The sequence below is a fragment of the Serratia inhibens genome, from assembly GCF_003591175.1.
Lineage (GTDB): Bacteria > Pseudomonadota > Gammaproteobacteria > Enterobacterales > Enterobacteriaceae > Serratia > Serratia inhibens.
Genome location: NZ_QYYG01000001.1, coordinates 670,667 through 693,343, shown reverse-complemented (window position 1 = coordinate 693,343; position 22,677 = coordinate 670,667). Strand labels below are relative to the sequence as shown.

The window sequence follows — 22,677 nt, the reverse complement described above, 5'->3', positions numbered from 1 at the left end:
CGCACTGTTGCTCAATGTCTTCAGCGTATTGTAGAAACCGCCGCCAGTGCCGCTTTTTTTGCCCCCCGGCTTTCGCTACAATACCGCGCCGTCAAAAAAATAAAAAAAGCTCCCTAACTTCTTGTTTTCAGACGCGCCGACATAACGTTTACGCGTTATTTATTCATTTTCTTTTCGCCGCGGGCTGTCGCACACGGCATGGCGAGGTCAGGTTGTACCGATGAAAAACATTCTTTCTATTCAATCGCATGTGGTGTTTGGGCATGCGGGCAACAGTGCGGCTGAATTCCCAATGCGCCGTATGGGCGTTAACGTCTGGCCGCTGAACACGGTGCAGTTTTCAAATCATACCCAGTACGGCAAATGGACGGGCTGCGTGATGCCGGCCAGCCACCTGACGGAGATCGTTCAGGGGATTGCGGCCATCGATCAACTGAAAAACTGCAATGCGGTGCTGAGCGGCTATATCGGTTCGCCGGAGCAGGGCAGCCATATTCTCGAGGTGGTCCGTCAGGTCAAACAGGCTAATCCGGACGCCTGGTATTTTTGCGATCCGGTGATGGGCCACCCTGAGAAGGGCTGCATCGTTGCGCCGGGCGTGGCGGAGTTTTTTTGCCGGCAGGCGCTGCAATGCAGCGACATGATTGCGCCAAACCTGCTTGAGCTGGAACTGCTGAGCCAACGGGAAGTGACTGACGTTGAGCAAGCGGTAAGCGCGGCACGTGAACTGATCGCCAAAGGGCCGAAGCTGGTGCTGGTCAAACACCTGAGCCGCGCCGGCTATCATATCGACTGTTTCGAAATGCTGTTGGTCACGGCAGAGGAAGCCTGGCATATCAGCCGCCCGCTGGTGGATTTCGGCGTTCGCCAACCGGTCGGCGTAGGCGACCTGACCAGCGGCCTGTTACTGGTCAATTTACTGCAAGGTGTGGCGTTGGATAAGGCGTTGGAGCATGTGACTGCGGCGGTGTATGAGGTGATGCTGACAACCCAGGCAATGGGCGAGTACGAACTGCAGGTAGTGGCGGCACAGGATCGGATCGTACAGCCTGACTGCGAATTCAAAGCGGTAAAGCTCTAAGCTCTGTAGCCCCGGCAGAGCCGCCGGGGCTTGGGGGTTATTTCAAACCTTCGGCGTTCAGCGCCGCATCTACCGCTGGCCGTGCAGCCACGCTGTCAAAATACGCCGCCAACCGGGGGTGTTTTTTGAGATCAAACTGCAGGGCGATGGCCCAACGCAAAACGGTAAACAGATAGGCGTCCGCCACGCTGAACCGGTTTCCCAACAGGAAGTGCTGCTTTGCCAGCACGGAATCCAAATAGTTGAATTGCTGCTCCAGCCTGGTGCGCACGATGGCCTTGTATTCATCCGGCGTTTTCGGGTTAAACAGCGGGCTGAACCCCTTGTGCAATTCAGTCGCAATATAGTTCAGCCACTCAATGGCATGATAACGCGACAGCGTACCCGCCGCCGGGATCAGATTGCGGTCCGGCACGCGATCCGCCAGATATTGCACAATCGCCACACCCTCGGTCAGCAGGCTGCCATCATCCAGCAACAGCGCCGGCACTTGTCCCTTAGGGTTGATGGCCAGGTAGTCTGCACCGCTTTCGGTCTTTTTCTGTGCCAGATCGACCTTTTCCGCCGTAAAATCCAGGCCCGCCTCGCGCAGCACAATATGCGGTGACAGCGAACAGGCGCCGGCTTTATAGAACAGTTTCATCGGAAGCTCCTTGATTGTGATGAATGACAGGCATGCTTAACCTCTGATCCTAGTTCCATAACGTTAAAATTACAGCGGGTTAGCTAACAAATTTAGCTAATCAGTGCATCCTCAGGCTGTAACTGCGCCAAAGTAGCGGCAATGCGCTGTTGCAACGCCTGCGGCGCGATTTGCATCGGCGATCGCAGTTCGTTGCGGATCAGACCTTGCTGTGCAAGAGCGGCTTTGACAGGAGCCGGGTTGGGGAAACTGAACATCTGGTGGATCATCGGCAACAGCGTATAGAAGTTAGCGCGCGCGGCAGCCAGATCGCCGTTGGCAACCTGTTGCACCAGTTGCACGAAGCGTTGCGGATAAATATGCGCGGAGGCGGAAATGGCTCCGGTGCCGCCCAGGCACAGGGTGGTGAGGATCAGGTTATCTTCGCCGGTCATTACGTCGATTTCGCCGTCGTCAATCAGCGCCATGGTGGTATCCGGGTTACCGCCGCAGTCTTTGATCGCCTTGACTTGCGGATGGCGGGCTATCTGCCTGAGGGTTTGCAGTTCCATCACGATACCGGTGCGCTGCGGGATATTGTACAGGATCACCGGCACGCTCGACGCATCGGCAAGTTGGGTGAAGTAATCCACCAGACCGCATTGCGATGGGCGGATGTAATAGGGCGCGGGGATCAGCACCCCGGCGATGTCGCGCAGTTGGATCTCCTGCTGCATCTGCAGGGTATCCAGCATGTTATTGCCCGACAGCCCCATCACCACCTGGCTGGCCGGTACAACCTCCAACACCGCGTCGAGTACCGTCAATTGTTCTTCTTTGCTCAACGCCGCTGCTTCGCCGGTGGTGCCGCAGACCACCAATCCGGAGACCCCCGAGGCGATCAGGTATTGCGCCAGCCGTTTAACCGCAGGCAGATCGACGGCGTTATTATTGAATGGGGTAACCAGCGCAACCCAAATACCGGAGAATGAAGCCATAATAAGTTCCTTCAGTGCAAACTACAGATAAGCAAGATAAGAAAATGCCAGAGGATATCCGTCGATAATGAATATTCTTCATTATGCTGTCAATTTACAACTTATTGATAACATTGTTATTCATGATTCGAATAGGCTGATGAGTTTGGCTAATGAATAGGGGCAATAAAAAACCCCGCGCTGGCGGGGTTTTCGTAAGGCATTAACGCGGGGGGCGGGTACTGATTGAAGCGGACCAACTGAAGGTTTCGCCGCTGGGTTTGACCCGGTTGGCTTTACGTTCGGCGCGCGTGGCTTTTTCAATTTTCTCGCGGGCGGCCATGATGCGTGCCACCACCTCATCCTTGGTCTTGTTGTTCTCGGCATTCGTCAGTTCCCGGCCGAGGTTTTTACGCGCTTTGTCCAGCTCGGTTTTTACTTCACGTTGCTCGCTTTCCGTCATGTCTTTCAGCGTCAGTTTTTTCATCGTTGTAGCCCGGTCAGTGAAGATGGTTATCAGTGTACAGCAATTATCGCGGCGAAGATGCCGGTAGCGTAACGGAATCGATGCGTTGGGGGTATTAATCGCGATTTTCACATCTCTTCCAGCAACTCGCTGAGGAAACGACGCATGCGCTCGGTGCGCTCCTGCGCCATTTGTCGACCGGCCGCGGTCTGAAAGCCTTCCTGCAGTTTAAACAGTTTGGTTTCGAAGTGATCCAGCGTGAAACGCTTATCGTCATATTGGCGCTGTTGCGCCAGCGGATCGGCGGCATCGTACAGCGCGCTGCGCATACGCCCACCGATATAGAAACAGCGCGCCACGCCAATCATACCTATGGCGTCCAGACGGTCGGCATCCTGGATGATTTTCGCCTCCAGCGTTTCCGGCGTAATGGCGGCAGAAAAACTGTGGGCTTCGATGGCATGGACGGTTTTGGCGATGTCGTGCGCTTCCCAATCCAGCTGCGCCAGCGTCAACGCGGCTTTTTCCGCCGCCATGCGTGACGCCAGGTGGCGCTGCGGCGAATTCTTTTCTACCGCGACGCAGTCATGCAACAGCACCGCCGCACACAAGATGCGCCGGTCGCCGCCTTCCTGCACACTGATCTGACGGGCGTTTTTCCATACACGGTGCAAGTGGGCAACGTCGTGGGATCCATCGTCGGAATCGAGGGTCAGCGGCAACAGCGCCTGCGCCAGTTCCTGATGGGGTGAGAAAGGCCGCAGCAATGCCTGTGGCAATAGTGGAAAATGCACGTTTTGCTCCTTGTTGGCGGTAATGGTTATCATCATAGCAGCCGCAGATGAGGCGGTTATGACACTGCAGCAACAGGATTGTTTACTGTATTGCAATAGACTATTGCCGCAATTACGGTTTTTGTACCGAAATAAGCAACCTACAATAGTCTCATTCCGGTCGTCCCCGCTTGGTGTTAGCCTGTGTCTGCGGGGTATGGCCGGAATATCCCATAAAAGCCACAGGAGAACAGACATGCCAACGAATCTGGAAATCGTACGCGCTACCTATGAGGGTGGCAGTGCCGAAGAGAACGGTCGCAACCTGCTGGCGGCGTTGGCGCCCGATGCAGAATGGACCGAAGCGGCGGGTTTTCCTTATGCCGGTACCTACGTTGGGCCGCAGGCCATTTTTAAAAATGTTCATCAGCGTTTAGGGACGGAATGGCAAGGCTACCGCGCCGACGTTGAACACTTCTATGATGCCGGTGAAAACGTGATCGCCCAAGGGTTCTATCATGGCACCTATGGCGCGACCGGCAAATCGTTCACTGCATCCTTTGCGCATATTTATCAGCTGCGCGAGGGAAAAATCGTCAAGTTCGTGCAAATCGTGGACAGCGCTAAAGTGCTGGAGGCCATGCAGGATTAAAGGCCGCTGTGCTTGCCGTATTTACGATCGTATTCCCGCCGGTAACCGCGTGCCTTGTTGCGATCGCGGATCCACAAATAGCCGCACACCAGCGCGACTGCGCCTGAAAAGGTAATGTTGCGCATATCTCGGTCATAGCAAAACACCAATACAGCATCCATCGCCGCGATAAAGGCAATCCATTTGTACATATGGGATTGCCGCCGCGTGGCCGCGTTGAGTCGCTTTAACTGTCTGGCTTCGTGCATAACCGGTTTTTGCTGCATAACTTTCCGCGGGTAATAATTCTCTTGGTGATAAATTACCAGAATATTCCTGATGGCGGCAAAGGTTAACGCGTGCCGCGCCGCTGTTTTTCCCGCTTGCATTCCTTCGCTGAAAATCTGCGCACGGGGTGGTGAATAAATGCCAAGTCATGATGCGTTATCTATTCACTATTTTTGTTTTTTTATTCATGTGGGGCGTAATGATTGTCAGGACCTGGCACGGGTGCGTGCCGTTACAGCATCAGCAAGGATTTACCGATCATTTAACTGTCACAGGGCTGCAGCATGCTGAAGCTACGGCTGGAAATCTTGGTGCTTTTGTTCGACAAGAGATCCAGGGCCAGTATGCGCACTTCTTTCTGGCCACCTATTGGGAATCTCTGGCGGCGATAAAACGCTTTGCCGGCGAGGATTATCAGGTAGCAGTCACCTATCCGGACGATGAGGCCTTCGCTTTAATTTCAGACCCTTATGTCTTTCATCATCGGGTTGATGAAATCGCCACGCTGTCATAGTCGGGTTAACTACGAACAGGGGATATTATGAACAACAAAACGCTACGCCCGGAAGAGGTGGTTCAGCAGCAGCTTGATGCCTACAATGCCCGCGATATTGACGCTTTTATGGCGTACTGGGCGGAAGATGCACAGTATTACGAACACCCCGATACGCTGCTGGCCAGCGGCAAGGCGGAAATCCGCGAACGCCATATTGCGCGCTTCAGGGAACCAAGCCTGTATGGCGAGCGGGTCAAACGCATGGCGCTGGGCAGCATGGTGATCGAACAGGAAGTGGTTACGCGCAATTTCCCGCAGGGGCGCGGCAAAATGGACGTGATCGCCATTTATGAAGTTGAACAGGGCAAGATCCTGAAGGCCTGGTTCAAAGTCGGCCCGTGCGAACTGGATGAGGGCGCGTTATAGCGCCCAATATCACAGCGCGACGACGGCGTCGATCTCCACGCTAACCTGTGGCGAGAACAGTGCGTTGACCGCAACCAGTGAACAAGCCGGCAGCGCACCATCAAAATAATCAAACAGCACGGGCCGAATTGCCTGCAGATCGCCGATGTCGGTTAAAAATACGGTGATTTTAATCAGAGCCTTGAGGTTGGTGCCTTCGGCGGCGGTAATGGTTGCCAACTGCTCCAGAATGGCCTGCGTCTGCTGCTGCGCCGCCTGCCCCTGAGCTTCGGTGGCGAAGGCCGTTAGCCCTGAAACATACAGCGTATCGCCGTGACGCACCGCGTGGACATAAGGCCCACCCGGCGCAGGCAACTGCGGATAATTAATGCGCTTCAATGACGTCATGATAAAAACCCCGCAAGATTAATTAAAAAAATAAGCAAACTTGGTTAGGATACTGCAATTAACACCGGGAATACGCCGGGAACTGTTGATGTCTGATAGTATCACCGGCGCCAATTTTTCACCGTGATTGCCATCAATAAGGACGCCTGACCGCAATGAATCCGGCCTTTATTCCCTATGTGCAACGCTGGCAGCTGGAACCTGACGGCAAAGCATTTGAAACGCACAGCAGCCTGCTGATGCCGGTGCGTTATCAGGGCGCTGCCGCCATGCTGAAAATCGCCCGCGAACAGGAAGAAAAGTTCGGCGGGTTACTGATGTGCTGGTGGCAGGGCGAAGGCGCTGCGCGAGTGCTGGCCTGGCATGAGGACGGCATCCTGCTGGAGCGTGCGCAGGGCAAGCGATCGCTGGCGCAAATGGTGCGTGACGGCGACGATCTGCAGGCAACGGCCATTCTTTGCCAGGTGGTTGCCCGCCTGCATGCGCCGCGTTCGCAGCCCTTGCCGGAGCTTATTCCGCTGCACCTGTGGTTCAACTCGTTGTGGCCGGCGGCGCAGGCCCACGGCGGCATGCTGCGGCTCAGCGCTACGGCGGCGGCGGACCTGCTGACCAGCCCACGGGAACAGAGCGTGCTGCACGGCGATATTCATCACGACAACGTACTGGATTTCGGCGAGCGCGGTTGGTTGGTGATCGATCCCAAACGCCTCTACGGCGAACGCGCCTTCGACTATGCCAATATCTTCTGCAATCCCAATTACGGCATTGCCACCGATCCGGATATTTTCCAGCGCCGCGTGGAGCAGGTCTGCCAGTTGGCCGGGCTGGAACGCCGGCGTTTGCTGCAGTGGATCCTCGCCTGGGCGGGGCTGTCCGCAGCCTGGTTTATGGAGGACGGCGAAGCGGCGGATATCGATTTTCGGGTGGCGGAGCAGGCCGCTCACGCGTTGGGCCTGCCGCTGCCGGATGGGGACTCAGGGTTCACCCTCCCAATAATCGAGCGACGCTGAAGGGCGTTGCAGATAGTGCACCGGTTGGCCATTGTCGCGCCGGGCGATTGCCTGAAACTTGCCTGAGTCCGGATATTCCACCAGTTCAGGCTGCTCGCGGGTGCTGACGGAAAGATACTTCAGCGGTAGCGCCGAAGTGTTGATGATTTGGTGCGGGTATTCCGGGCCGGGCGGGATAAAAATAACGTCACCGCTTTTGATCGGCAATTGCTCACCGGCGACCCGCAGTGTCCCGCTTCCTTCCAGCACGATAAACATTTCTTCCTGCGCGTAGTGAAAATGATAAGGGCAGGAGCGCATGCCTGGCGCCACTACGTCGATGGACGCTCCCAGCTTGTTGGCGGCGGTGCCGGTGCCTAAACGGGCGCCGATGCTGTCATATAACGGCGGACGGCGATCGTGATTTTTTTCAACCTCTTCGATATTGCGGATCAGTCGCTGGGCTAACAGCGCGGCATTATCATTCATAAAGCCTCTCGTTACAATGTCACTTAATAATGGGCTGAGGCGGTGGTAAAAGCCTCTAAGTCCGTCGATGAGATAAGCATCAACATTTATTGTTTTGCGTTGTTCATGTTTCCCCGTTGGTTAAACCAGCCTGGTCGGCGTTTCGGCTGTGGCCAGAACAGTGCGCCCTGACCACCGCCCGGGATCTGCCATACCGCGCAATCATAAATAGTGAAGGCGTTGCCAAATTTATCGACTCGCAGGCCTCGATACCCTTGCGCGATGCCTTGGCGGGCGGTTTTATCCAGCAATTGCTGGCGTTCCGCACGATCTACCGGCGAGGCGCTCAACCGCGAAGGCAGCGTGATAAATTCATCGAAGGAATAACCGAAGCATTGCTGCGCACAATGATTGGCGTAGATAAAAACCGGCTCCACGTCACCCTCATGAGCCAACAAACTGTACGGTGCCTGTTGGTGCAACCAGAGAAAATGCTGGTCGGTCGCAGTGGTCTGCGGCCCAGGCAAGCCGCCGCCTGTCCAGTGGCGATAGGCGGAGTCGATACGTTGAATCAGATCAATCAGCTCGGAAGATGACATAGAGGCTCTCTTAACGGTCAAGTGTTGGCAGCAATCATTCCCCCTCTCAGTTAAGCAGAAGATCGCCGAAGCGGGAAAGCTGATGCCCGCCCGGTCAGTGGGGCTGGCGTGCACATTTGTTCCAGACAGGGGGCCGTACTTCTGCTATACGACAAAGTGGGTTAACGACAAGGGAGCGACGATGAGCAGTTGGATCGAATTAAAGAAAGATGGGCCAAGCGGCATAGAGTTGATTCGCGCCCACTTTTGCGGCTATGCGCATGCTTACGATCCTCACTGGCATGATGATTATCTGGTTGGCATCACCGAACAGGGTGTGCAGCAGTTTCATTGCCGACGCCAGCGTCATCGCAGTACGCCTGGGCAGGTATTTTTGCTGGAGCCGGGAGAGGTGCATGACGGCGATGCACCGGCAGAAGACGGCTTTACCTACCAGATGCTGTATCTCAATCCGCAATGGCTGGACGTACAACTTCGTCAGTTGTTTGCCGAGGTGCCGGACAGTTTTCGCCTTGGCTTCGCCGCCACGCTGTCGGACGATCGGCTGCTGGCACAGGCGACAATACGGGCCTTCTCGCAGTTGCAGCAAAAGGGAGAAGGGGCAATGCAGCAACAGTTTGCCCTGGATAGCCTGCTGTGCGGCTTGACGCGGCACGTGCACTGGCGACGTTCGTCGCCGCATGAAACTTCCGGCTATCAGGCGCGGCGCATCCGTGACTTCCTGCATGCCAACAGCCATCAGGATATTCGGATGGAAACGCTGACGGCATTAACCGGCCTGGATCGGTTCCGGCTGACCCGGTTGTTCCGCCAGACTTATGGTTTACCGCCGCATGCTTATTTGGTTCAGCTGAGGTTAACGCAGGCGCGGCGGCTGTTGGCCTCAGGGGCAAAGCCCATCGCCGTGGCGGCGCAGCTGGGTTTTGCCGATCAAAGCCATCTTGGGCGCTGGTTTCAGCGCGCCTATCGCCTGACCCCGGCGCATTACCGCAAACTGTGCACAAATCTTCCAGATTAAGCGACTTTGGTTGAGTATCCTGCAGGCTGACTTGGAAACAGGAAGCTGAATGATGGAAAATATCCCCCCGGAGACGATTGCCGCCGAGCGCTGCGTGATTGTGATTAATCAGGACCTGCCGCTGGGCAATATCGCTAATGCGGCGGCGGTACTGGCGCTAACCTTGGGGCAACGCCACCCGAGGCTGGTTGGCGAGGTGTTGGCGGACAGCCATGGGCAGTGTTGGCCGGGGCTGATCCCGATAGGCATTAGCGTGCTGGCCGCCAGTGAGGAGCAGTTGGGCGCGTTGTTGAAACAGCCACGGGCCGCGGAGGTGGATCGGATCCTGTTCCCGGCGGATGGCCAGCAAACGACCGATTACGCCGCGTTTCGCGCCAGTGTAGCCAACCGACCAAGCGACGAATGGCGTTTGTTGGGCATCGCGCTGGTCGGTGAAAAGAAAACCGTGCGCAAGTTGACCGCCAAACTCAACCTGTTGGCTTAACGTCCCGCGCGTTGCGGCAGCGACAAAATGAGATGCGCGAGCGCTCCGCCGATAATTCCCCAAAATGCAGAACCGACGCCGAGTAACGTCACGCCGGAGGCAGTGATCAGGAAGGCGATCAGCGCGGCATCGCGCTGTTTTTCATCTTGCAGCGCGCGTTGCAAACTGCCGGCGATAGTGCCAAGCAGCGCCAGCCCGGCAATGGTGTGGATCAGCGCCGGCGGCAATGCGCTGAACAACATGCCGATAGCGCCGCCAAACAGCCCGGCGAGCAGATAAAACACCCCGGCGGCCACGGCGCCCATATAGCGGCGCTGCGGATCGGGATGCACGTCCGGTCCCATGCAAATGGCGGCGGTAATGGCGGCGATGCAAACGGAGAACCCGCCGAACGGTGCGAGCAGCAGTGCGGTCAGCGCCGTCCAGCCGATCAGGGGCGAAGTAGGGACGCTATAGCCTGCGGCCTTCAGCGTAGCGATGCCGGGGGCGTTTTGTGACGCCATGGTCACCACAAAGAACGGCACGCCAATGCCAAGCAGCGTCGACCAGGTGAAATGCGGTGCAATAAATTCCGGCCCGGCGAAAGTCAGCGGTTGCTGAGAAAGATGAATGGTGCCCTGCAACGCCGCAATGGCCAGCCCCACCAGCAACGTCAGCACAATGGCATAACGCGCCAGATAGCGGCGGCTCACCAGATACGCCAGCCCCATCCCGGCGCTGAGCACAAAATTTACCTGCAGAGAGGCAAAAGCGTCCAGGCCGAAGCGCAGCAGGATCCCCGCCAGCATCGCCGCCGAGATGGCCTGCGGAATATAGTCCATCAGTCGGGCGAACAGCCCGGTGACGCCGCACAGCAGGATCAACCCGGAGGCGAAGATAAACACGCCAATCGCTTCGTTGATCGGCGTGCCGGGCAGGCTGGTGACCAGCAGTGCCGCGCCGGGAGTCGACCAGGCGGTCAGGATCGGCGTACGGTAGTACAGAGAAAGCCCAAGCGAGGTCACGCCCATCCCCAGGCCAAGCATGCTCAGCCAGCCGCCGATCTGCAATGGCGTGGCGCCGGCCGCCGCTGCGGCCTGAAAGATAATGGCGGCGGAACTGGTGTAGCCCACCAATACCGCGACAAACCCGGCCATAACGGCGGGCAGGGTCAAATGACGCAAAGAGATGGCAGGGCGCATGGCAGACTCCGGCTGTAATTGTGCGTTATAGCGCACAGCGAGAAGTGAGCATAGCACCGTGCGTTATAGCGCACAAGTGGCTATAATCAGCCGGAATTCAGAAGGGGAAATCATGCAGGAACTGTCCGGCCATTTGGCGCAAACATTGAAATCGCTGCGCGCGCAGCGCGGCTGGAGCCTGGCTCAGGCTGCCGAGAATACCGGCGTCAGCAAGGCGATGCTGGGGCAGATAGAACGCGGCGAGTCCAGCCCAACGGTGGCTACGCTGTGGAAAATCGCCACCGGCTTCAACGTGGCGTTTTCCGCTTTTTTGGAGATCTCGCCGCTGCAAGAGCAGGCCACGCTGCACCGTTACGGCGATGCGCCGGTATTCAATCAGTACAACGCCGATATGCGGGTGGTGCCGCTGTTTCCGTTTGACCGGCAATTGGGTTTTGACATGTTCGTCATCGATCTGGCGCCGGGGGCGCTCAGCGAATCTTCGGCGCATGAGCCGGGCGTCATCGAACATGTGATTGTCATCAGCGGCCAACTGGAACTGGCGATTGACGGACAGTGGCACAGCCTGGCCGAAGGCGAGGCTATGCGCTTTCAGGCCGATCGGCCACATGCTTACCGCAACGCCAGCCAGGAGAGGGTGCGTATTCACGATCTGATCCACTATCCTAAATTTTGACTCAACGGCACGGGAGCAGGCTTTGACTCTGCCTCGTCAACGATCTACCTTGTTGAAAATGAGTCTTATTTATCCAGGAAGGAGAACCTGATTTTGCCGATTAGCAATCGACGCCAGTTTATTAAACTCAGCGCACAAACTGCAGGAGCCGTATTCGCAATGACTTCATTACCGAACAGTATCCGCCTGGCGATGGCGGCGGAGGGCACCAGTGCCACCGATGAATTCCTGTGGCTGGAAGAGCTGCAGGGCAAGGCCGCTCAGGCCTGGGTGAAGCAGGAAAATCAGCGTACCACTGCGAGCTTCGCCCAGGGCGAAGGCTTCCAACAGCTGGAAAAACAGGTGCTGGACATCCTGAACAAGGACAGCCAAATTCCGTGGGTCGCCAAGCGCGGCGATTACTACTACAACTTCTGGCAGGATCAAACCAACCCGCGCGGGTTATGGCGTCGTACCACGCTGCAGGAATACCGCAAGGCCAAACCGGCCTGGGAAACAGTGCTGGATATTGATGCGCTCGGCAAGGCGGAAGGCAAAGACTGGGTGTTCCACGGTTCCGAGCCGTTACCGCCGGAGTATCGTTATTGCCTGGTGGAATTGTCGCCGGACGGCGGCGACGCCACCGAAATACGCGAGTTCGATCTGGTCAGCAAAGCGTTCGTGAACAACGGCTTTGCGTTACCGGTGGCGAAAAGCCAGGCATCGTGGATTGATAAGGATACGTTGTTCGTCGCTACCGACTTTGGCGCAGGTTCGATGACCCAATCCGGTTACGCGCGCATCGCCAAACGTTGGCGGCGCGGCACGCCGCTGAGCGCCGCTCAGACGCTGTATGAGGCGCAACCGCAGGATATGGCAGTGTTTGCCTATCACGATCACACGCCGGGGTTTGAGCGCAACTACGTGGGCCGCAGCCTGGATTTCTACCGCCGCGAAACCTTTGTGCTGACCGCAGAAGATCGGCAAATCAAAATTGATATTCCCGCCGATGCCGAGTTCAGCACGCATCGAGAATGGCTATTGATCAAACCGAGCAGCGACTGGGTCGTGGGCGGCGCGCGCTATCCTTCCGGTTCGCTGCTGGCGGCCCATTTCGATGACTATCTGGCGGGCAAACGCGAACTGACGGTGTTATTCACGCCGACCGCGCAGGCGGCGCTGAGCGGTTATAGCGGTACGCGTGATCATCTGATCCTGAGCATCATGGATAACGTGGTGAACCGGCTGGAAGTGCTGACGCCGCAGGGCAAAAGCTGGCAGCGTAGGCCGCTCGGCAAGCCGGGTGCCATCAGTACGATCTCCGCCGGGGGGATTGACGATGAAACCAACGACTATTTCCTGACGATTGGCGGGTTCCTGCAGCCGACTTCGCTGTACCTGGGGGATCTCGACGGCGGCGAAGCTGAGCTGCTCAAGCAGGGGCCGCAGGACTTTGACGCAGGCGGTTATCAGGTCAGCCAGCATTTTGCCGCTTCCCGCGACGGCACCCGCGTACCGTATTTCCAGATTTTGGCCAAAGGCACCAAACTGGACGGCAGTAACCCAACGCTGTTGTACGGTTATGGCGGTTTTGAAGTGTCGCTGCTGCCGGGTTACATGGGCAGCAAGGCACCGGCCTGGCTGGAGCGCGGCGGGGTGTATGTGGTGGCGAATATTCGCGGCGGCGGGGAATATGGGCCGGCCTGGCACCAGGCGGCGCTTAAGCAGAACCGCCATCGCGCTTATGAGGATTTTGCCGCCGTGGCGCAGGATCTGATTGCGCGAAAAGTGACGTCGTCACAGCACTTGGGCGCGCGTGGCGGCAGTAACGGCGGGCTGCTGGTGGGTAACATGCTGACGCTGTACCCGCAGCTGTTCGGCTGCATCGTTTGTGAGGTGCCGTTGCTGGACATGCAGCGTTATACCCAGCTTTCCGCCGGTGCCTCCTGGATTGCCGAATATGGCGATCCGGCCAAAGCGGAGGAGTGGGCGTACATCAAAACCTTCTCGCCTTATCACAATATCAAAGCGGATGTGCCTTACCCGCCGGTGCTGTTTTACACCGCCACCAGCGACGATCGGGTCAATCCGTCGCACGCTCGCAAAATGGCGGCGCGCATGCAGCAAATGGGGTATCAGCAGGCTTATTTCTATGAGAATACCGAGGGCGGGCATAGCGCCGCCGCGGATAAGAAACAGGCTGCGTTCCACAGCGCGCTGGTCAGCGAATTTATGTGGGCTACCCTGAGCGGCAAGTCGCCGGGTTGAGAAAAGAGAGGCTGAAATAAAAAACGGGGCGTTGTTGAGACGCCCCGTTTTTTGTCTGTCCGAAACCGTTATCAGTTAACCGCTGCGGCGGCCTGCGCTTTCTTATGGGTATCTTCTGCAGTGTCCAGCGTCATGCGGTACAGCTTCGGCGCAGTCAGCATCATCAGAATGGCTATGACGGCGGTGGCGATACCGATTTGCATAAACACATGGCTGTAGATGGCCAGTGAAGCGTGCGCATCGTTGATGTCACTTGGTACGGCGGTCAACCCGGCGACCTTGCCGGCAATCAGCGCGGCGGCGGCGGTGGTCAGGAACCAGGACCCCATGATAAAGCCCATCAGGCGTTGCGGCACCAGTTGCGCCACCATGGCCAGACCCAGGCCGGAGATCATCAGTTCACCGATGCTTTGCAGCGCATAGCTCAGGATCAACCAGTTAACCGAAACGATACCCTGTTCATTGGCGAAGCTGGCGCCCCACGGCAATACCAGGAAGGCACCGGAGCACAGGATCATGCCGAAGGCGAACTTGTGCGGCATTGGCAGACGGTCGCCCATCTTGTTATACAGCGCCGCCAGAATCGGGCTGGCCAGCATGATCCAGAACGGGTTCAGCGCCTGATACTGTTCAGGTTCAAACGCCAGACCGAGGATATTGTGCTCGACGTTATGGATGGCGAAGAAGTTCAGCGAGGTCGGCATCTGGGCATACAGCACGAAGAACACCACCGCTTCCAGCATCAGCAGAAAGGCGACGATCATCTTGCGGCGTGCCGCACCGTGCAGCGTAAAGGCTTCCTTGGCGAACACGACCACAATACCCAGGGAGATAATCGCCAGCGCCCAGCGGGCAATGATCTGGTTGTGCAGCAGCCAGCTTGACAGAGCGACCAGCGCCACGACGCCAACCAGCACCATCAGCAGCTTCTTGACCTGCAGCGGTTTAAAGTCCGGTTTGGAGCCGTGTTGTTTCACCCATTTCTGGCACACCATAAAGTTGACCAGGGTGATCAGCATGCCCACCACGCTCAGTGAGAACGCAACGCTCCAGCCATATTTCGCCGCCAGCCATGGGGTCGCCAGCATCGACAGGAAAGAACCGATATTGACGGACATATAGTACATGGTAAATGCACCGTCCAAACGCGGATCGTCTTTCTCATAGCAGGTCGACAGCAGGGAGGACGGGTTCGCCTTGAACAGGCCGCTGCCCACGGCGATGGTCGCCATGCCCAGGTAGACCCAGAAGATTTCATGACCGGAGTAGGCCACCATGGCATAACCGACGGCCAGTACCAGCGCGCCCAGCACGATCACGCGCTTGGAGCCCAGCACTTTATCCCCCAGCCAGCCGCCGATGGCAACGAAGCCATACACCAGGGCGCTGAAGGACGAGAACAGGGTAATTGAGTCGGCTTCGCTCAGGCCAAGCATTTTGACCAGATAAACCGCCATGATGCCTTGCAGGCCGTAATAACCGAAACGTTCCCACAGTTCGATCGAGAAGATCAGGTAGAACGCCTTGGGCTGCTTGAAGGCGTTAAGACTGACGCTTTCAGGGTGTTTGCTGTTGTTGTTTGCAGTTGACACTGGTACCTCTGATTTTTCACTGCCCCGTCTCGGAGAGACGGGAAATTACAAAAGGTGATGCAGGACTGCATCCTTCTGCGTTGTTATAGGATGGGGATGACGGCGGTTAATGTTCACTATCTTTGTCAACGAGGCAAGCCGTTTGTCATATTCTGTTACATATAACGTTCGTGTCGTGAAACAACCATGTTACAAATATTACGCAGCACGAACTTTTGCCTTGATTTGTTTTGGCGAACTTTTGTTTTGATTAAAAGCTATACGGAATTTAATTAGTGATATCTTCTGCTGTTTTGTATTTCAGTGGTTGATATCAATGCCTGATGTGTTCAGGCCGATTTATTGTTGTGAGTAATCGTGGTTTTGTAAAATTATAGAAATTCAAGGAAGCGGTGCTGACGGTTGTGACGGGGATGTGATCGTGAAAGCGTGATTGATCACGCAATTTTCGACTAAATTTTTGCTTGAAAATAACATCGAGATGAGTTTTTCGCTGAAATCCACGAATTCACCAAGGTTACTGCTGATTGATATCACATTTCTGATAAAAAATAGGGTTGTAGCAGGAGGATGTGGTGGATGCAGGGTGGTGCGTGCAAAATGTGATATCCCTAACATGCCGCAGCGTTAAAGAGCGCTGTTCAAGGTGGGTAAGCAGAGCAAACTGATTTCATGGACAGTGCTTGTTTCTGTGCCAGGCTCAAAAATAATGGAGTGTTCACCAGGAAACTTCAGGATAAGAATACGTAAGACAGGCGAGTTTTGAACCCTTGAGAAGGGGGAGTTACATAGTGAGCCTATTAGCGTAATGACCTGCCCGGCGTCAGGCCGTGCGGCAAAGGGAAGATCTTCAAACGCAGTAAAGCACGGCATTGATTTTTAGCTTTAAAAGGCGTAACAAATGGCGTTATCGACGTCTTTTTATAAGAAATTTGCGTATTATGTGGAACGTAGATCACTTTTTCGAAAAAATCGAAACGACGCTGGGCACAGATTACATGTTGCGCGCACGGGAGACTGTGCCTGAGAAAGGGGTATACATCAGGCCCCACGTACATTTGGAATATGAGGTTATGTGGTTCCGCCGCGCCGAGGGTTTTTACTCTATCGGCAGCGAGAAATTCAAACTGAGAGACAATACCTTAGTCTTTGTGGGGCCGATGATACTCCATGATATGGAGTTGGCATTCACCGATAATCATGAGCGGTTCTTGCTGCAATACAATAATACCGTGTTGAATCGTTTAAAATATCAGTTCCCCGTGACGCCTCCGCACGCCGGGTTTGTATTGCAACTGAACGAGTGTGATGCCGAGCGAATGCACTTTCTCTTCAGATGGTTCACCGATATGCATGATCTCCCCTACACCCTGTGTGAAGCGAATCCGTTGTTAATACTCCTGCTCAATACGGTGTTTACCCATGCTCAACATGCTGAGCAAGTCACCGTCAGTGATGAAAAAAATAACATCTTTGACAAGATAATTGATTTGGTCGTACATGTTGAAAAAAACACAACCTTCAATATGACATTGAATGAAGCCGCTGCGCATTGCTCTCTCTCGACAAGCCATTTCTCCAGAACGTTCAAAAGAATCATGCAAGTCAGTTTTAAAGAGTATCTGATCGGGAAAAAAATTGCCCAATCCACTGAACTCCTGAGAAATACAGAGTTAAGCATTACTGATATTGCTTATCAGTGCGAATTTACCGACAGCGCCTACTATTGTTTCAAATTCAGATCGCTAATGGGGGTGACGCCTAAAACATTCAGAATTAACAGCCGCTCCACGAAGCAACTCTCTACCAAGCACGATAGCCTTGTACGCCAGGAAAAACCCTAAGCATCCATTAGAACAGGTTATATAACCTGGTCGTCGTTTCCATAGGGTGAAACGGCCGTTCAAACCTATGTCAACGGAATTCAGGCAATCATCTCTTTGCAAAATGGTGATCTCCGTTACTCTGCAAGCGCAAAAAAATTATATAAAATCCATTTTCCGTTACAGCCGTCTCCCAAGATAAAGATTATTTTTGATGCCAGGACGTCAGTGCTGTCTGACTCTATAAAAACTCAAAAGGTATCAACATGTCTAAACTCACGGTTAAAGAGAAAATAGGCTATGGATTGGGCGATGGCGCATCGAACATCATCTGGCAAACCATCATGTTGTTCATGGCGTATTTTTATACGGATATTTATGGCCTCAGCGCCTTTCATATGGGAATCATGTTTCTTGTCGTACGTATCCTGGATGCCTTTTTCGATGTCTACATCGGCTTTTTAGCCGATCACACCTCAACAAAGCACGGACAGTTCAGACCCTACTTACTTTGGTTCTCATTACCCTTCGGTATTCTTGGCTCTCTCACTTTTTTCACCCCGGAATTCGGTGAAACGGGCAAGCTGATCTATGCCTATGTTTCTTATACTGCATTATCACTGCTTTATACGTTGGTAAACGTCCCTTATTGCGCCATGATTAATAATCTCTCCCAAAACCCGGACGAACGCGTTTCCATGCAATCGTACCGCTTTGCCTTCGCGGCGCTGGGCGGGATCATAGTATCGGTTGTTGCCCTGCCGTTGACTAAAACCCTGGGGGGCGGCAATCTGCAACACGGCTACTTTTACGCTATGGTGTTGATGGGAGTGATCAGCACCGTTATGTTTTATCTTTGTTTCGCTTTGACCAATGAAAAGTATGCTCGCCCTGTGGATAAATCACAGAAATTCAGCACTGTTTTCAAAGAGCTCCGCCATCTTTCATCCGATAGAAACTGGAGGAAGTTATTTTTACTCAATGTAGTTAACCTGACGGCAGGTATTTTAAAAACCGGTGGCGCGATGTATTTCGTTACTTATTATTTGCATCGGCCTGATCTTGTCAGCATTATTCTAACCATCATTCTTGGTGCCAAATTTTTTGGGTCAATGTTTACCACGTCTTTGTATTCAAAACTAGACCGGTTATTTGCTTATAAAATGGCAATGACGGTGCAAGCCGCCATCATGATCGGTTTGTTTTTCGTTCCAGCGCAATATGTCATTGTTATCTGTGTGATTATCGGATGTGTCCACTTTATAAACTCTACTGCAACGCCGTTACAATGGAGTCTCCTCAGCGATATTATTGACCATATTGAAGGTAAAGCCGGGAAGTCATTCAGCGGGCTGGTTTTTTCAACGAACATTTTTGCCATCAAGGTCGGCATTGCAATAGGTGGCGCATTAATGGGGTGGTTACTGACGGTCGGTGGCTATATAGGCAACTCGGCTACCCAAGCGGATACCGCCACTCTCTGTATTCGTCTTATTTTCACGATTATCCCGGCACTGTTAATCTTGAGTCTTATTCTGATCCTCAGGAAATATAATCTTGATCACAAGAAGGGTGGTGATGCGTATTTGCCAAAAAATGCCTCTACCGACGTTGTTTCAGAAGTTAAGGGAGAGTTGAGATGACAACCATTAATAACCCTGTTTTGCCAGGATTTAACCCGGATCCTTCTATTATCTATGCTAATCATGCCTATTATATCGTTACTTCAACATTCGAATGGTTTCCTGGTATCTGTCTCTATAAATCTTTTGATTTAAAAAACTGGAAATTAATCTCATACCCCCTTAACAGAGTGAGCCAGTTGGATATGAAAGGTAACCCGGACTCTGGCGGGATTTACGCGCCTTGCCTGAGTATCGATAAGGGGCAATTTTACCTGGTTTACACCGATGTAAAAAACCTGACGGGCAGGTTTTGGGATGTTAACAATTTTATAGTGACAACGTCGGACATTGAGGGGGAATGGTCTGAGCCAACCTATCTCAACAGCCGGGGAATTGATCCGTCGCTGTTTCATAAAAGCGACGGTACCAAATGGCTGGTGAGTATGGAGATGAGTTACCGGGATGGTGGGAAGCCGGGCTTCCCACAGTGGAATGGCATCATTATTCAGCAATACGATGAGGAAAGCAGAAAATTCATCGGTAAGTGTCAAAAGATTTATAACGGCAGCGATCTGGGCACGACGGAAGGGCCACACATTTATGAGCGGAACGGCTGGTTCTATCTCTTAACGGCAGAAGGGGGGACCTTCTACAATCATGGCGTGACTATGGCGCGTTCGCGCCATTTACTGGGGCCGTACGAAACCGATCCCTGTGGGCAGATGATGACTTCCCGTTATGATTGCCGGCTCCCATTGCAGCGTACCGGCCATGCCGATCTGGTTGAAACCGAGCTGGGCGAGTGTTTTATGGTTCACCTCTGTGGCCGGCCTTTGCCTTCACGCGGCAGAAGCCCAATGGGCAGGGAAACTGCCATCCAAAAAGTCTACTGGAGCCACGACGGTTGGTTAAGACTGTCCAATGAGAAAACCACTGCGGATCTTGTCGTCCACTGCCGGTTACCGGAAAAGCCCTGGCCTGATGAGCCGGAACGGGATGATTTTGACTCGTCCACTTTGCCGCTGCACTTTCAAAGCCTGCGCATTCCGCTTCCTGAGGAAATTTGTAGCTTGAAAGCCAAAAAAGGGTGGCTGCGGTTGCATGGCAAAGAGTCTCTCAGTTCCCACCACTGCCAGAGTTTGGTGGCCAGAAGACAAACGGACTTCGTTTTCAGGGCACAAACATGCGTTGATTTCACACCGACTTCTTTCCAGCAAATGGCAGGACTGGTCTGTATTTACGATACCACTAACTATATTTATTTGTTTTTGACGGCTGACAGTGAGGGGAAACGCACCCTTAACCTGATGATTAATGACCTGAACAGATTCAGTCAGCCGACGGAAAAGGGGATTGAACTGGACAATGATAGTCCGGTTCATCTAAAAGTTGAGGTGAGTCATGACGCTGCCTTCTTCTTTTATTCCTATGACGAGAAAGAGTGGCATCGCGTGGCGGGGTATGTTGAATACAGCAAGTTGTCTGATGAATACTTCAAAGAAAAAGGCCATGAGCGGTTTACTGGAGCATTTGTCGGTATTTGTTGCCAGGACTTTACGGGGGAAAACGCGTATGCAGATTTTGATTATTTTTCTTACGTCCCGGTTATTGAAGATCAATAAGCAGGAAATACCTCGTCATGGAAAACTGACAGGTTCAAACCAAATCATTCACTGTGTCGCCGCGTTGTAGGGCGCTATCACTGACTATTCAGACAGGATGAAACCGGCGCTGAGCCGTTGCCGCGGCGACAACCAGAGATTGCCCGATCCTCCTGGCTCTGCAAGCAGTCTGACTGTGAGAGTTTACATAAAGCCATAACTTCACGATGGAAGGATGCGCATACGAGTTTTTAGTTGTACTTTACACCTCGGTTTTGCAATCAAACTCGCATAAATCTTCAATGATGCAGGAGCCACAGCGGGGTTTGCGTGCAATACAGGTATAGCGCCCGTGCAGGATAAACCAGTGGTGGCAATCGACCTTGAACTCGCCTGGCACCACCTTCAGCAACTTCTCTTCGACCTGATCAACGTTTTTGCCCGGCGCGAAGTTCGTGCGATTACAGACGCGAAAGATATGGGTATCTACCGCAATGGTCGGCCAGCCAAAGGCGGTGTTGAGCACCACGTTGGCGGTTTTGCGGCCTACGCCTGGCAAAGCCTCCAGCGCGGCGCGGTCTTCCGGCACTTCGCCGCCGTGCAGCTCAAGCAGCATGCGGCAGGTCTTGATGACGTTTTCGGCCTTGCTGTTAAACAGGCCTATGGTCTTGATGTAACTTTTGACGCCGTCGACGCCCAACGCCAGCAACGCTGCCGGGGTATTGGCCACCGGATAAAGCTTGGCGGTGGCCTTGTTGACGCTGACGTCGGTAGCCTGCGCGGAAAGCAGCACTGAAATCAACAGCTCGAACGGCGTGGTGTACACCAGCTCGGTGGTGGGCTGCGGGTTGTTGTCGCGCAGCCGGGTCAGAATTTCCAGGCGTTTGTGTTTATTCATTACGCTTTCTCTGCTTGTCCTGGTTCCTGCGCCGGCTCGGCCACTAACGCCTTGGCGGTGCGCGCCTTCATCCGTTCGTCAATCAGGTATTTCACCGCCAACAACAGGCCCAGGCCAATAAAGGCACCTGGCGGCAGCATGGCCAACAGGAACGGGCTGTCGAAATGAACCACTTCAATGCGCAGTACCTTGGCCCAGCTTCCCAGCAGCATATCTGCGCCGTCGAACAGGGTACCGTTGCCGAGCAGTTCGCGCATCGCTCCCAGGGTCACCATTACGCCGGTGGCGCCCAGGCCGATAGCCATGCCGTCCAGCACCGACAGGCCGATCGGTTTTCTAGCCGCCACCGCTTCGGCGCGGCCGACCACGATGCAGTTGGTGACGATCAATGGAATAAAGATCCCCAGCGACTGGTAAAGGCCAAAGGCGTAGGCGTTGATCAGCATCTGTACAATGCTCACCGCCGCCGCGATGATCATGACGTAAATAGGAATACGCACTTCGCTCGGCACCCAGCGGCGCACCGCAGAAATGGAGCCGTTGGTCAGCGTCAGCACCAGCGTGGTCGCCAGCCCCAGCCCCAGGGCGTTGGTAATGGTAGAGGTGACGGCCAGCAGCGGGCACATCCCCAATAATTGCACCAGGGCGGAGTTGTTCTTCCACAGCCCCTGGACAATCAACTCTTTTGCTTCACTCATTCGCTGGCTCCACAGGCAGGTAACGTATCGAGTTTAGGCGGCAGCGTTTCCATATACAATGCCGTGCGACGAACGGCGTTGACTACCGCACGCGGCGTGATGGTGGCGCCGGTGAATTGATCGAACATGCCGCCGTCTTTCTTCACCGCCCAACGTTTGTCGTCCGCGCCTGCAATTTTCTTGCCGCTGAAGAACGAAATCCAGTTCGAAATGCGCAGTTCAATCTTGTCTCCCAGCCCCGGTGTTTCGTGGTGTTCGATCACCCGGGTGCCGAGCACGGTACCGCTGAAATCGGCGCCGACCAGCAGCTGAATGGCGCCGGAATAACCATCAGGTGCGGTGGTTTCCAGTGCCGCGGCCGTTGGCTGGCCGTTCTTGCGCGCCAGATACAGGCGGTGCGGGGTGCCGTTGCCCAACGCCGGATCGCTGACCAGGAAGCATTCGGTCTGCATGTTGTTATCGTAGTTTTCCGGCGGCACCACTTGATCGAGCAGCGCTTTTTGCTGCAGTTCTGCCTGATGAGCGATGGTTTTCTGCGTCAGACTGTGCACCACGGCGGTCAAACCGGTCGTCACTGCGGCGAATACCGCAAGCGTGGTGCCATGCTTTCTCATTGAATTCAGCATCATGG

General features: G+C 54.4%; 25 protein-coding genes. 12 read left to right on the top strand and 13 right to left on the bottom strand.

Going from position 1 to position 22,677, the window contains the following annotated elements; genetic code table 11:
* Positions 1-220: 220 nt before the first annotated feature.
* Positions 221-1,081: a pyridoxal kinase PdxY gene (gene pdxY, locus D4100_RS03230; RefSeq protein WP_119803067.1), complete on the top strand. Its 861-nt coding sequence runs from the start codon at positions 221-223 to the stop codon at positions 1,079-1,081.
* A 37-nt stretch (positions 1,082-1,118) separates the two neighbouring features.
* Here the strand turns inward: pdxY and gstA are convergent, their stop codons facing one another.
* The 4 genes from gstA to D4100_RS03210 form a co-directional block, all read right to left on the bottom strand.
* Positions 1,119-1,724, bottom strand: a complete 606-nt coding sequence (gene gstA / locus D4100_RS03225) for a glutathione transferase GstA (RefSeq protein WP_037432776.1) — start codon at positions 1,722-1,724, stop codon at positions 1,119-1,121.
* A gap of 92 nt (positions 1,725-1,816) precedes the next feature.
* Positions 1,817-2,701, bottom strand: a complete 885-nt coding sequence (gene dapA, locus D4100_RS03220; RefSeq protein WP_037432778.1) for a 4-hydroxy-tetrahydrodipicolinate synthase — start codon at positions 2,699-2,701, stop codon at positions 1,817-1,819.
* Between the two features lie 202 nt (positions 2,702-2,903).
* Positions 2,904-3,167: a YjbD family protein gene (locus tag D4100_RS03215; RefSeq protein WP_006324956.1), complete on the bottom strand. Its 264-nt coding sequence runs from the start codon at positions 3,165-3,167 to the stop codon at positions 2,904-2,906.
* Positions 3,168-3,274: 107 nt separating this feature from the next.
* A complete protein-coding gene (locus D4100_RS03210; RefSeq protein ID WP_037433946.1) occupies positions 3,275-3,940 on the bottom strand; it encodes an HD domain-containing protein in 666 nt (221 codons plus the stop codon).
* Between the two features lie 235 nt (positions 3,941-4,175).
* Between D4100_RS03210 and D4100_RS03205 the strand changes: the two genes are divergently transcribed.
* A complete protein-coding gene (locus D4100_RS03205) occupies positions 4,176-4,571 on the top strand; it encodes a nuclear transport factor 2 family protein (protein ID WP_064799965.1) in 396 nt (131 codons plus the stop codon).
* On the opposite strand, the gene D4100_RS03200 is transcribed toward D4100_RS03205, so the two are convergent.
* Positions 4,568-4,837, bottom strand: coding sequence for a hypothetical protein (locus D4100_RS03200; protein ID WP_062870668.1), 270 nt, complete (start codon positions 4,835-4,837; stop codon positions 4,568-4,570). The genes D4100_RS03205 and D4100_RS03200 overlap by 4 nt on opposite strands.
* Positions 4,838-5,037: 200 nt before the next feature.
* On the opposite strand from D4100_RS03200, the gene D4100_RS03195 reads away from it, so the two are divergent.
* Together D4100_RS03195 and D4100_RS03190 are read left to right on the top strand one after the other, a co-directional pair.
* Positions 5,038-5,352: a hypothetical protein gene (locus D4100_RS03195; protein WP_065506204.1), complete on the top strand. Its 315-nt coding sequence runs from the start codon at positions 5,038-5,040 to the stop codon at positions 5,350-5,352.
* A 27-nt stretch (positions 5,353-5,379) separates the two neighbouring features.
* The gene (locus D4100_RS03190; RefSeq protein ID WP_119803065.1) at positions 5,380-5,760 is read left to right on the top strand and encodes a nuclear transport factor 2 family protein; all 381 of its coding nucleotides are present in this window, start codon (positions 5,380-5,382) and stop codon (positions 5,758-5,760) included.
* A 9-nt stretch (positions 5,761-5,769) separates the two neighbouring features.
* Here D4100_RS03190 and D4100_RS03185 read toward each other — a convergent pair whose 3' ends face one another.
* Complete coding sequence (locus tag D4100_RS03185; RefSeq protein WP_065506206.1) at positions 5,770-6,147, bottom strand: RidA family protein; 378 nt, start codon at positions 6,145-6,147, stop codon at positions 5,770-5,772.
* A 155-nt stretch (positions 6,148-6,302) separates the two neighbouring features.
* Here D4100_RS03185 and D4100_RS03180 point away from each other — a divergent pair, with 155 nt between their 5' ends.
* On the top strand, positions 6,303-7,157 hold the full coding sequence (locus D4100_RS03180) for an aminoglycoside phosphotransferase family protein (protein WP_119803063.1): 855 nt from the start codon (positions 6,303-6,305) through the stop codon (positions 7,155-7,157).
* Here D4100_RS03180 and D4100_RS03175 read toward each other — a convergent pair.
* On the bottom strand, positions 7,122-7,625 hold the full coding sequence (locus D4100_RS03175) for a cupin domain-containing protein (protein WP_119803061.1): 504 nt from the start codon (positions 7,623-7,625) through the stop codon (positions 7,122-7,124). The two genes, D4100_RS03180 and D4100_RS03175, sit on opposite strands and share 36 nt — an antisense overlap.
* Before the next feature lie 86 nt (positions 7,626-7,711).
* The gene (locus tag D4100_RS03170) at positions 7,712-8,203 is read right to left on the bottom strand and encodes an MEKHLA domain-containing protein (protein ID WP_119803059.1); all 492 of its coding nucleotides are present in this window, start codon (positions 8,201-8,203) and stop codon (positions 7,712-7,714) included.
* A 181-nt stretch (positions 8,204-8,384) separates the two neighbouring features.
* On the opposite strand from D4100_RS03170, the gene D4100_RS03165 reads away from it, so the two are divergent.
* Both D4100_RS03165 and D4100_RS03160 read left to right on the top strand, forming a co-directional pair.
* The gene (locus D4100_RS03165) at positions 8,385-9,221 is read left to right on the top strand and encodes an AraC family transcriptional regulator (RefSeq protein WP_119803057.1); all 837 of its coding nucleotides are present in this window, start codon (positions 8,385-8,387) and stop codon (positions 9,219-9,221) included.
* Positions 9,222-9,270: 49 nt separating this feature from the next.
* Positions 9,271-9,705 carry a DUF2000 domain-containing protein gene (locus tag D4100_RS03160; protein WP_119803055.1) on the top strand — a complete coding sequence of 145 codons (435 nt, stop codon included), beginning with the start codon at positions 9,271-9,273 and terminating at the stop codon, positions 9,703-9,705.
* Here the strand turns inward: D4100_RS03160 and D4100_RS03155 are convergent.
* Positions 9,702-10,886 carry a benzoate/H(+) symporter BenE family transporter gene (locus tag D4100_RS03155; RefSeq protein ID WP_065506212.1) on the bottom strand — a complete coding sequence of 395 codons (1,185 nt, stop codon included), beginning with the start codon at positions 10,884-10,886 and terminating at the stop codon, positions 9,702-9,704. The two genes, D4100_RS03160 and D4100_RS03155, sit on opposite strands and share 4 nt — an antisense overlap.
* A 112-nt stretch (positions 10,887-10,998) precedes the next feature.
* Between D4100_RS03155 and D4100_RS03150 the strand changes: the two genes are divergently transcribed.
* Both D4100_RS03150 and D4100_RS03145 read left to right on the top strand, forming a co-directional pair.
* Positions 10,999-11,562: a helix-turn-helix domain-containing protein gene (locus D4100_RS03150; protein ID WP_065506213.1), complete on the top strand. Its 564-nt coding sequence runs from the start codon at positions 10,999-11,001 to the stop codon at positions 11,560-11,562.
* Between the two features lie 159 nt (positions 11,563-11,721).
* Positions 11,722-13,809 (top strand): prolyl oligopeptidase family serine peptidase, encoded by a 2,088-nt coding sequence (locus tag D4100_RS03145; protein WP_119803053.1) that lies wholly within the window; start codon positions 11,722-11,724, stop codon positions 13,807-13,809.
* 71 nt (positions 13,810-13,880) lie between these two features.
* Here the strand turns inward: D4100_RS03145 and dtpA are convergent, their stop codons facing one another.
* Positions 13,881-15,401, bottom strand: coding sequence for a dipeptide/tripeptide permease DtpA (dtpA, locus tag D4100_RS03140; RefSeq protein ID WP_065506215.1), 1,521 nt, complete (start codon positions 15,399-15,401; stop codon positions 13,881-13,883).
* A gap of 941 nt (positions 15,402-16,342) precedes the next feature.
* On the opposite strand from dtpA, the gene D4100_RS03130 reads away from it, so the two are divergent.
* From D4100_RS03130 to D4100_RS03120, 3 genes are all read left to right on the top strand, one after another.
* On the top strand, positions 16,343-17,245 hold the full coding sequence (locus D4100_RS03130) for a helix-turn-helix transcriptional regulator (RefSeq protein WP_119803051.1): 903 nt from the start codon (positions 16,343-16,345) through the stop codon (positions 17,243-17,245).
* Positions 17,246-17,490: 245 nt separating this feature from the next.
* On the top strand, positions 17,491-18,867 hold the full coding sequence (locus D4100_RS03125; protein ID WP_119803049.1) for a glycoside-pentoside-hexuronide (GPH):cation symporter: 1,377 nt from the start codon (positions 17,491-17,493) through the stop codon (positions 18,865-18,867).
* Positions 18,864-20,471, top strand: coding sequence for a glycoside hydrolase family 43 protein (locus D4100_RS03120; RefSeq protein WP_119803047.1), 1,608 nt, complete (start codon positions 18,864-18,866; stop codon positions 20,469-20,471). Before D4100_RS03125 ends, D4100_RS03120 begins: the two co-directional genes overlap by 4 nt.
* Before the next feature lie 241 nt (positions 20,472-20,712).
* On the opposite strand, the gene nth is transcribed toward D4100_RS03120, so the two are convergent.
* From nth to rsxG, 3 genes are read right to left on the bottom strand one after another with little or no spacing between them, the layout of a single operon-like run.
* Positions 20,713-21,348 (bottom strand): endonuclease III, encoded by a 636-nt coding sequence (nth, locus tag D4100_RS03115; RefSeq protein ID WP_065506219.1) that lies wholly within the window; start codon positions 21,346-21,348, stop codon positions 20,713-20,715.
* Positions 21,348-22,046, bottom strand: coding sequence for an electron transport complex subunit E (locus D4100_RS03110; protein ID WP_065506220.1), 699 nt, complete (start codon positions 22,044-22,046; stop codon positions 21,348-21,350). The genes nth and D4100_RS03110 overlap by 1 nt, the downstream gene beginning before the upstream one ends.
* Positions 22,043-22,672, bottom strand: a complete 630-nt coding sequence (gene rsxG, locus D4100_RS03105) for an electron transport complex subunit RsxG (RefSeq protein ID WP_065506221.1) — start codon at positions 22,670-22,672, stop codon at positions 22,043-22,045. Before rsxG ends, D4100_RS03110 begins: the two co-directional genes overlap by 4 nt.
* Positions 22,673-22,677: the final 5 nt, after the last annotated feature.

Excerpts from the sequence above, each read along its gene's own strand:
- pdxY (WP_119803067.1), top strand. The coding sequence starts at position 221 with ATGAAAAACATTCTTTCTATTCAATCGCATGTGGTGTTTGGGCATGCG.
- gstA (WP_037432776.1), bottom strand. The coding sequence starts at position 1,724 with ATGAAACTGTTCTATAAAGCCGGCGCCTGTTCGCTGTCACCGCATATT.
- dapA (WP_037432778.1), bottom strand. The coding sequence starts at position 2,701 with ATGGCTTCATTCTCCGGTATTTGGGTTGCGCTGGTTACCCCATTCAAT.
- D4100_RS03215 (WP_006324956.1), bottom strand. The coding sequence starts at position 3,167 with ATGAAAAAACTGACGCTGAAAGACATGACGGAAAGCGAGCAACGTGAA.
- D4100_RS03205 (WP_064799965.1), top strand. The coding sequence starts at position 4,176 with ATGCCAACGAATCTGGAAATCGTACGCGCTACCTATGAGGGTGGCAGT.
- D4100_RS03200 (WP_062870668.1), bottom strand. The coding sequence starts at position 4,837 with ATGCAGCAAAAACCGGTTATGCACGAAGCCAGACAGTTAAAGCGACTC.
- D4100_RS03195 (WP_065506204.1), top strand. The coding sequence starts at position 5,038 with ATGATTGTCAGGACCTGGCACGGGTGCGTGCCGTTACAGCATCAGCAA.
- D4100_RS03190 (WP_119803065.1), top strand. The coding sequence starts at position 5,380 with ATGAACAACAAAACGCTACGCCCGGAAGAGGTGGTTCAGCAGCAGCTT.
- D4100_RS03185 (WP_065506206.1), bottom strand. The coding sequence starts at position 6,147 with ATGACGTCATTGAAGCGCATTAATTATCCGCAGTTGCCTGCGCCGGGT.
- D4100_RS03180 (WP_119803063.1), top strand. The coding sequence starts at position 6,303 with ATGAATCCGGCCTTTATTCCCTATGTGCAACGCTGGCAGCTGGAACCT.
- D4100_RS03175 (WP_119803061.1), bottom strand. The coding sequence starts at position 7,625 with ATGAATGATAATGCCGCGCTGTTAGCCCAGCGACTGATCCGCAATATC.
- D4100_RS03170 (WP_119803059.1), bottom strand. The coding sequence starts at position 8,203 with ATGTCATCTTCCGAGCTGATTGATCTGATTCAACGTATCGACTCCGCC.
- D4100_RS03165 (WP_119803057.1), top strand. The coding sequence starts at position 8,385 with ATGAGCAGTTGGATCGAATTAAAGAAAGATGGGCCAAGCGGCATAGAG.
- D4100_RS03160 (WP_119803055.1), top strand. The coding sequence starts at position 9,271 with ATGATGGAAAATATCCCCCCGGAGACGATTGCCGCCGAGCGCTGCGTG.
- D4100_RS03155 (WP_065506212.1), bottom strand. The coding sequence starts at position 10,886 with ATGCGCCCTGCCATCTCTTTGCGTCATTTGACCCTGCCCGCCGTTATG.
- D4100_RS03150 (WP_065506213.1), top strand. The coding sequence starts at position 10,999 with ATGCAGGAACTGTCCGGCCATTTGGCGCAAACATTGAAATCGCTGCGC.
- D4100_RS03145 (WP_119803053.1), top strand. The coding sequence starts at position 11,722 with ATGACTTCATTACCGAACAGTATCCGCCTGGCGATGGCGGCGGAGGGC.
- D4100_RS03130 (WP_119803051.1), top strand. The coding sequence starts at position 16,343 with ATGTGGAACGTAGATCACTTTTTCGAAAAAATCGAAACGACGCTGGGC.
- D4100_RS03125 (WP_119803049.1), top strand. The coding sequence starts at position 17,491 with ATGTCTAAACTCACGGTTAAAGAGAAAATAGGCTATGGATTGGGCGAT.
- D4100_RS03120 (WP_119803047.1), top strand. The coding sequence starts at position 18,864 with ATGACAACCATTAATAACCCTGTTTTGCCAGGATTTAACCCGGATCCT.
- nth (WP_065506219.1), bottom strand. The coding sequence starts at position 21,348 with ATGAATAAACACAAACGCCTGGAAATTCTGACCCGGCTGCGCGACAAC.
- D4100_RS03110 (WP_065506220.1), bottom strand. The coding sequence starts at position 22,046 with ATGAGTGAAGCAAAAGAGTTGATTGTCCAGGGGCTGTGGAAGAACAAC.
- rsxG (WP_065506221.1), bottom strand. The coding sequence starts at position 22,672 with ATGCTGAATTCAATGAGAAAGCATGGCACCACGCTTGCGGTATTCGCC.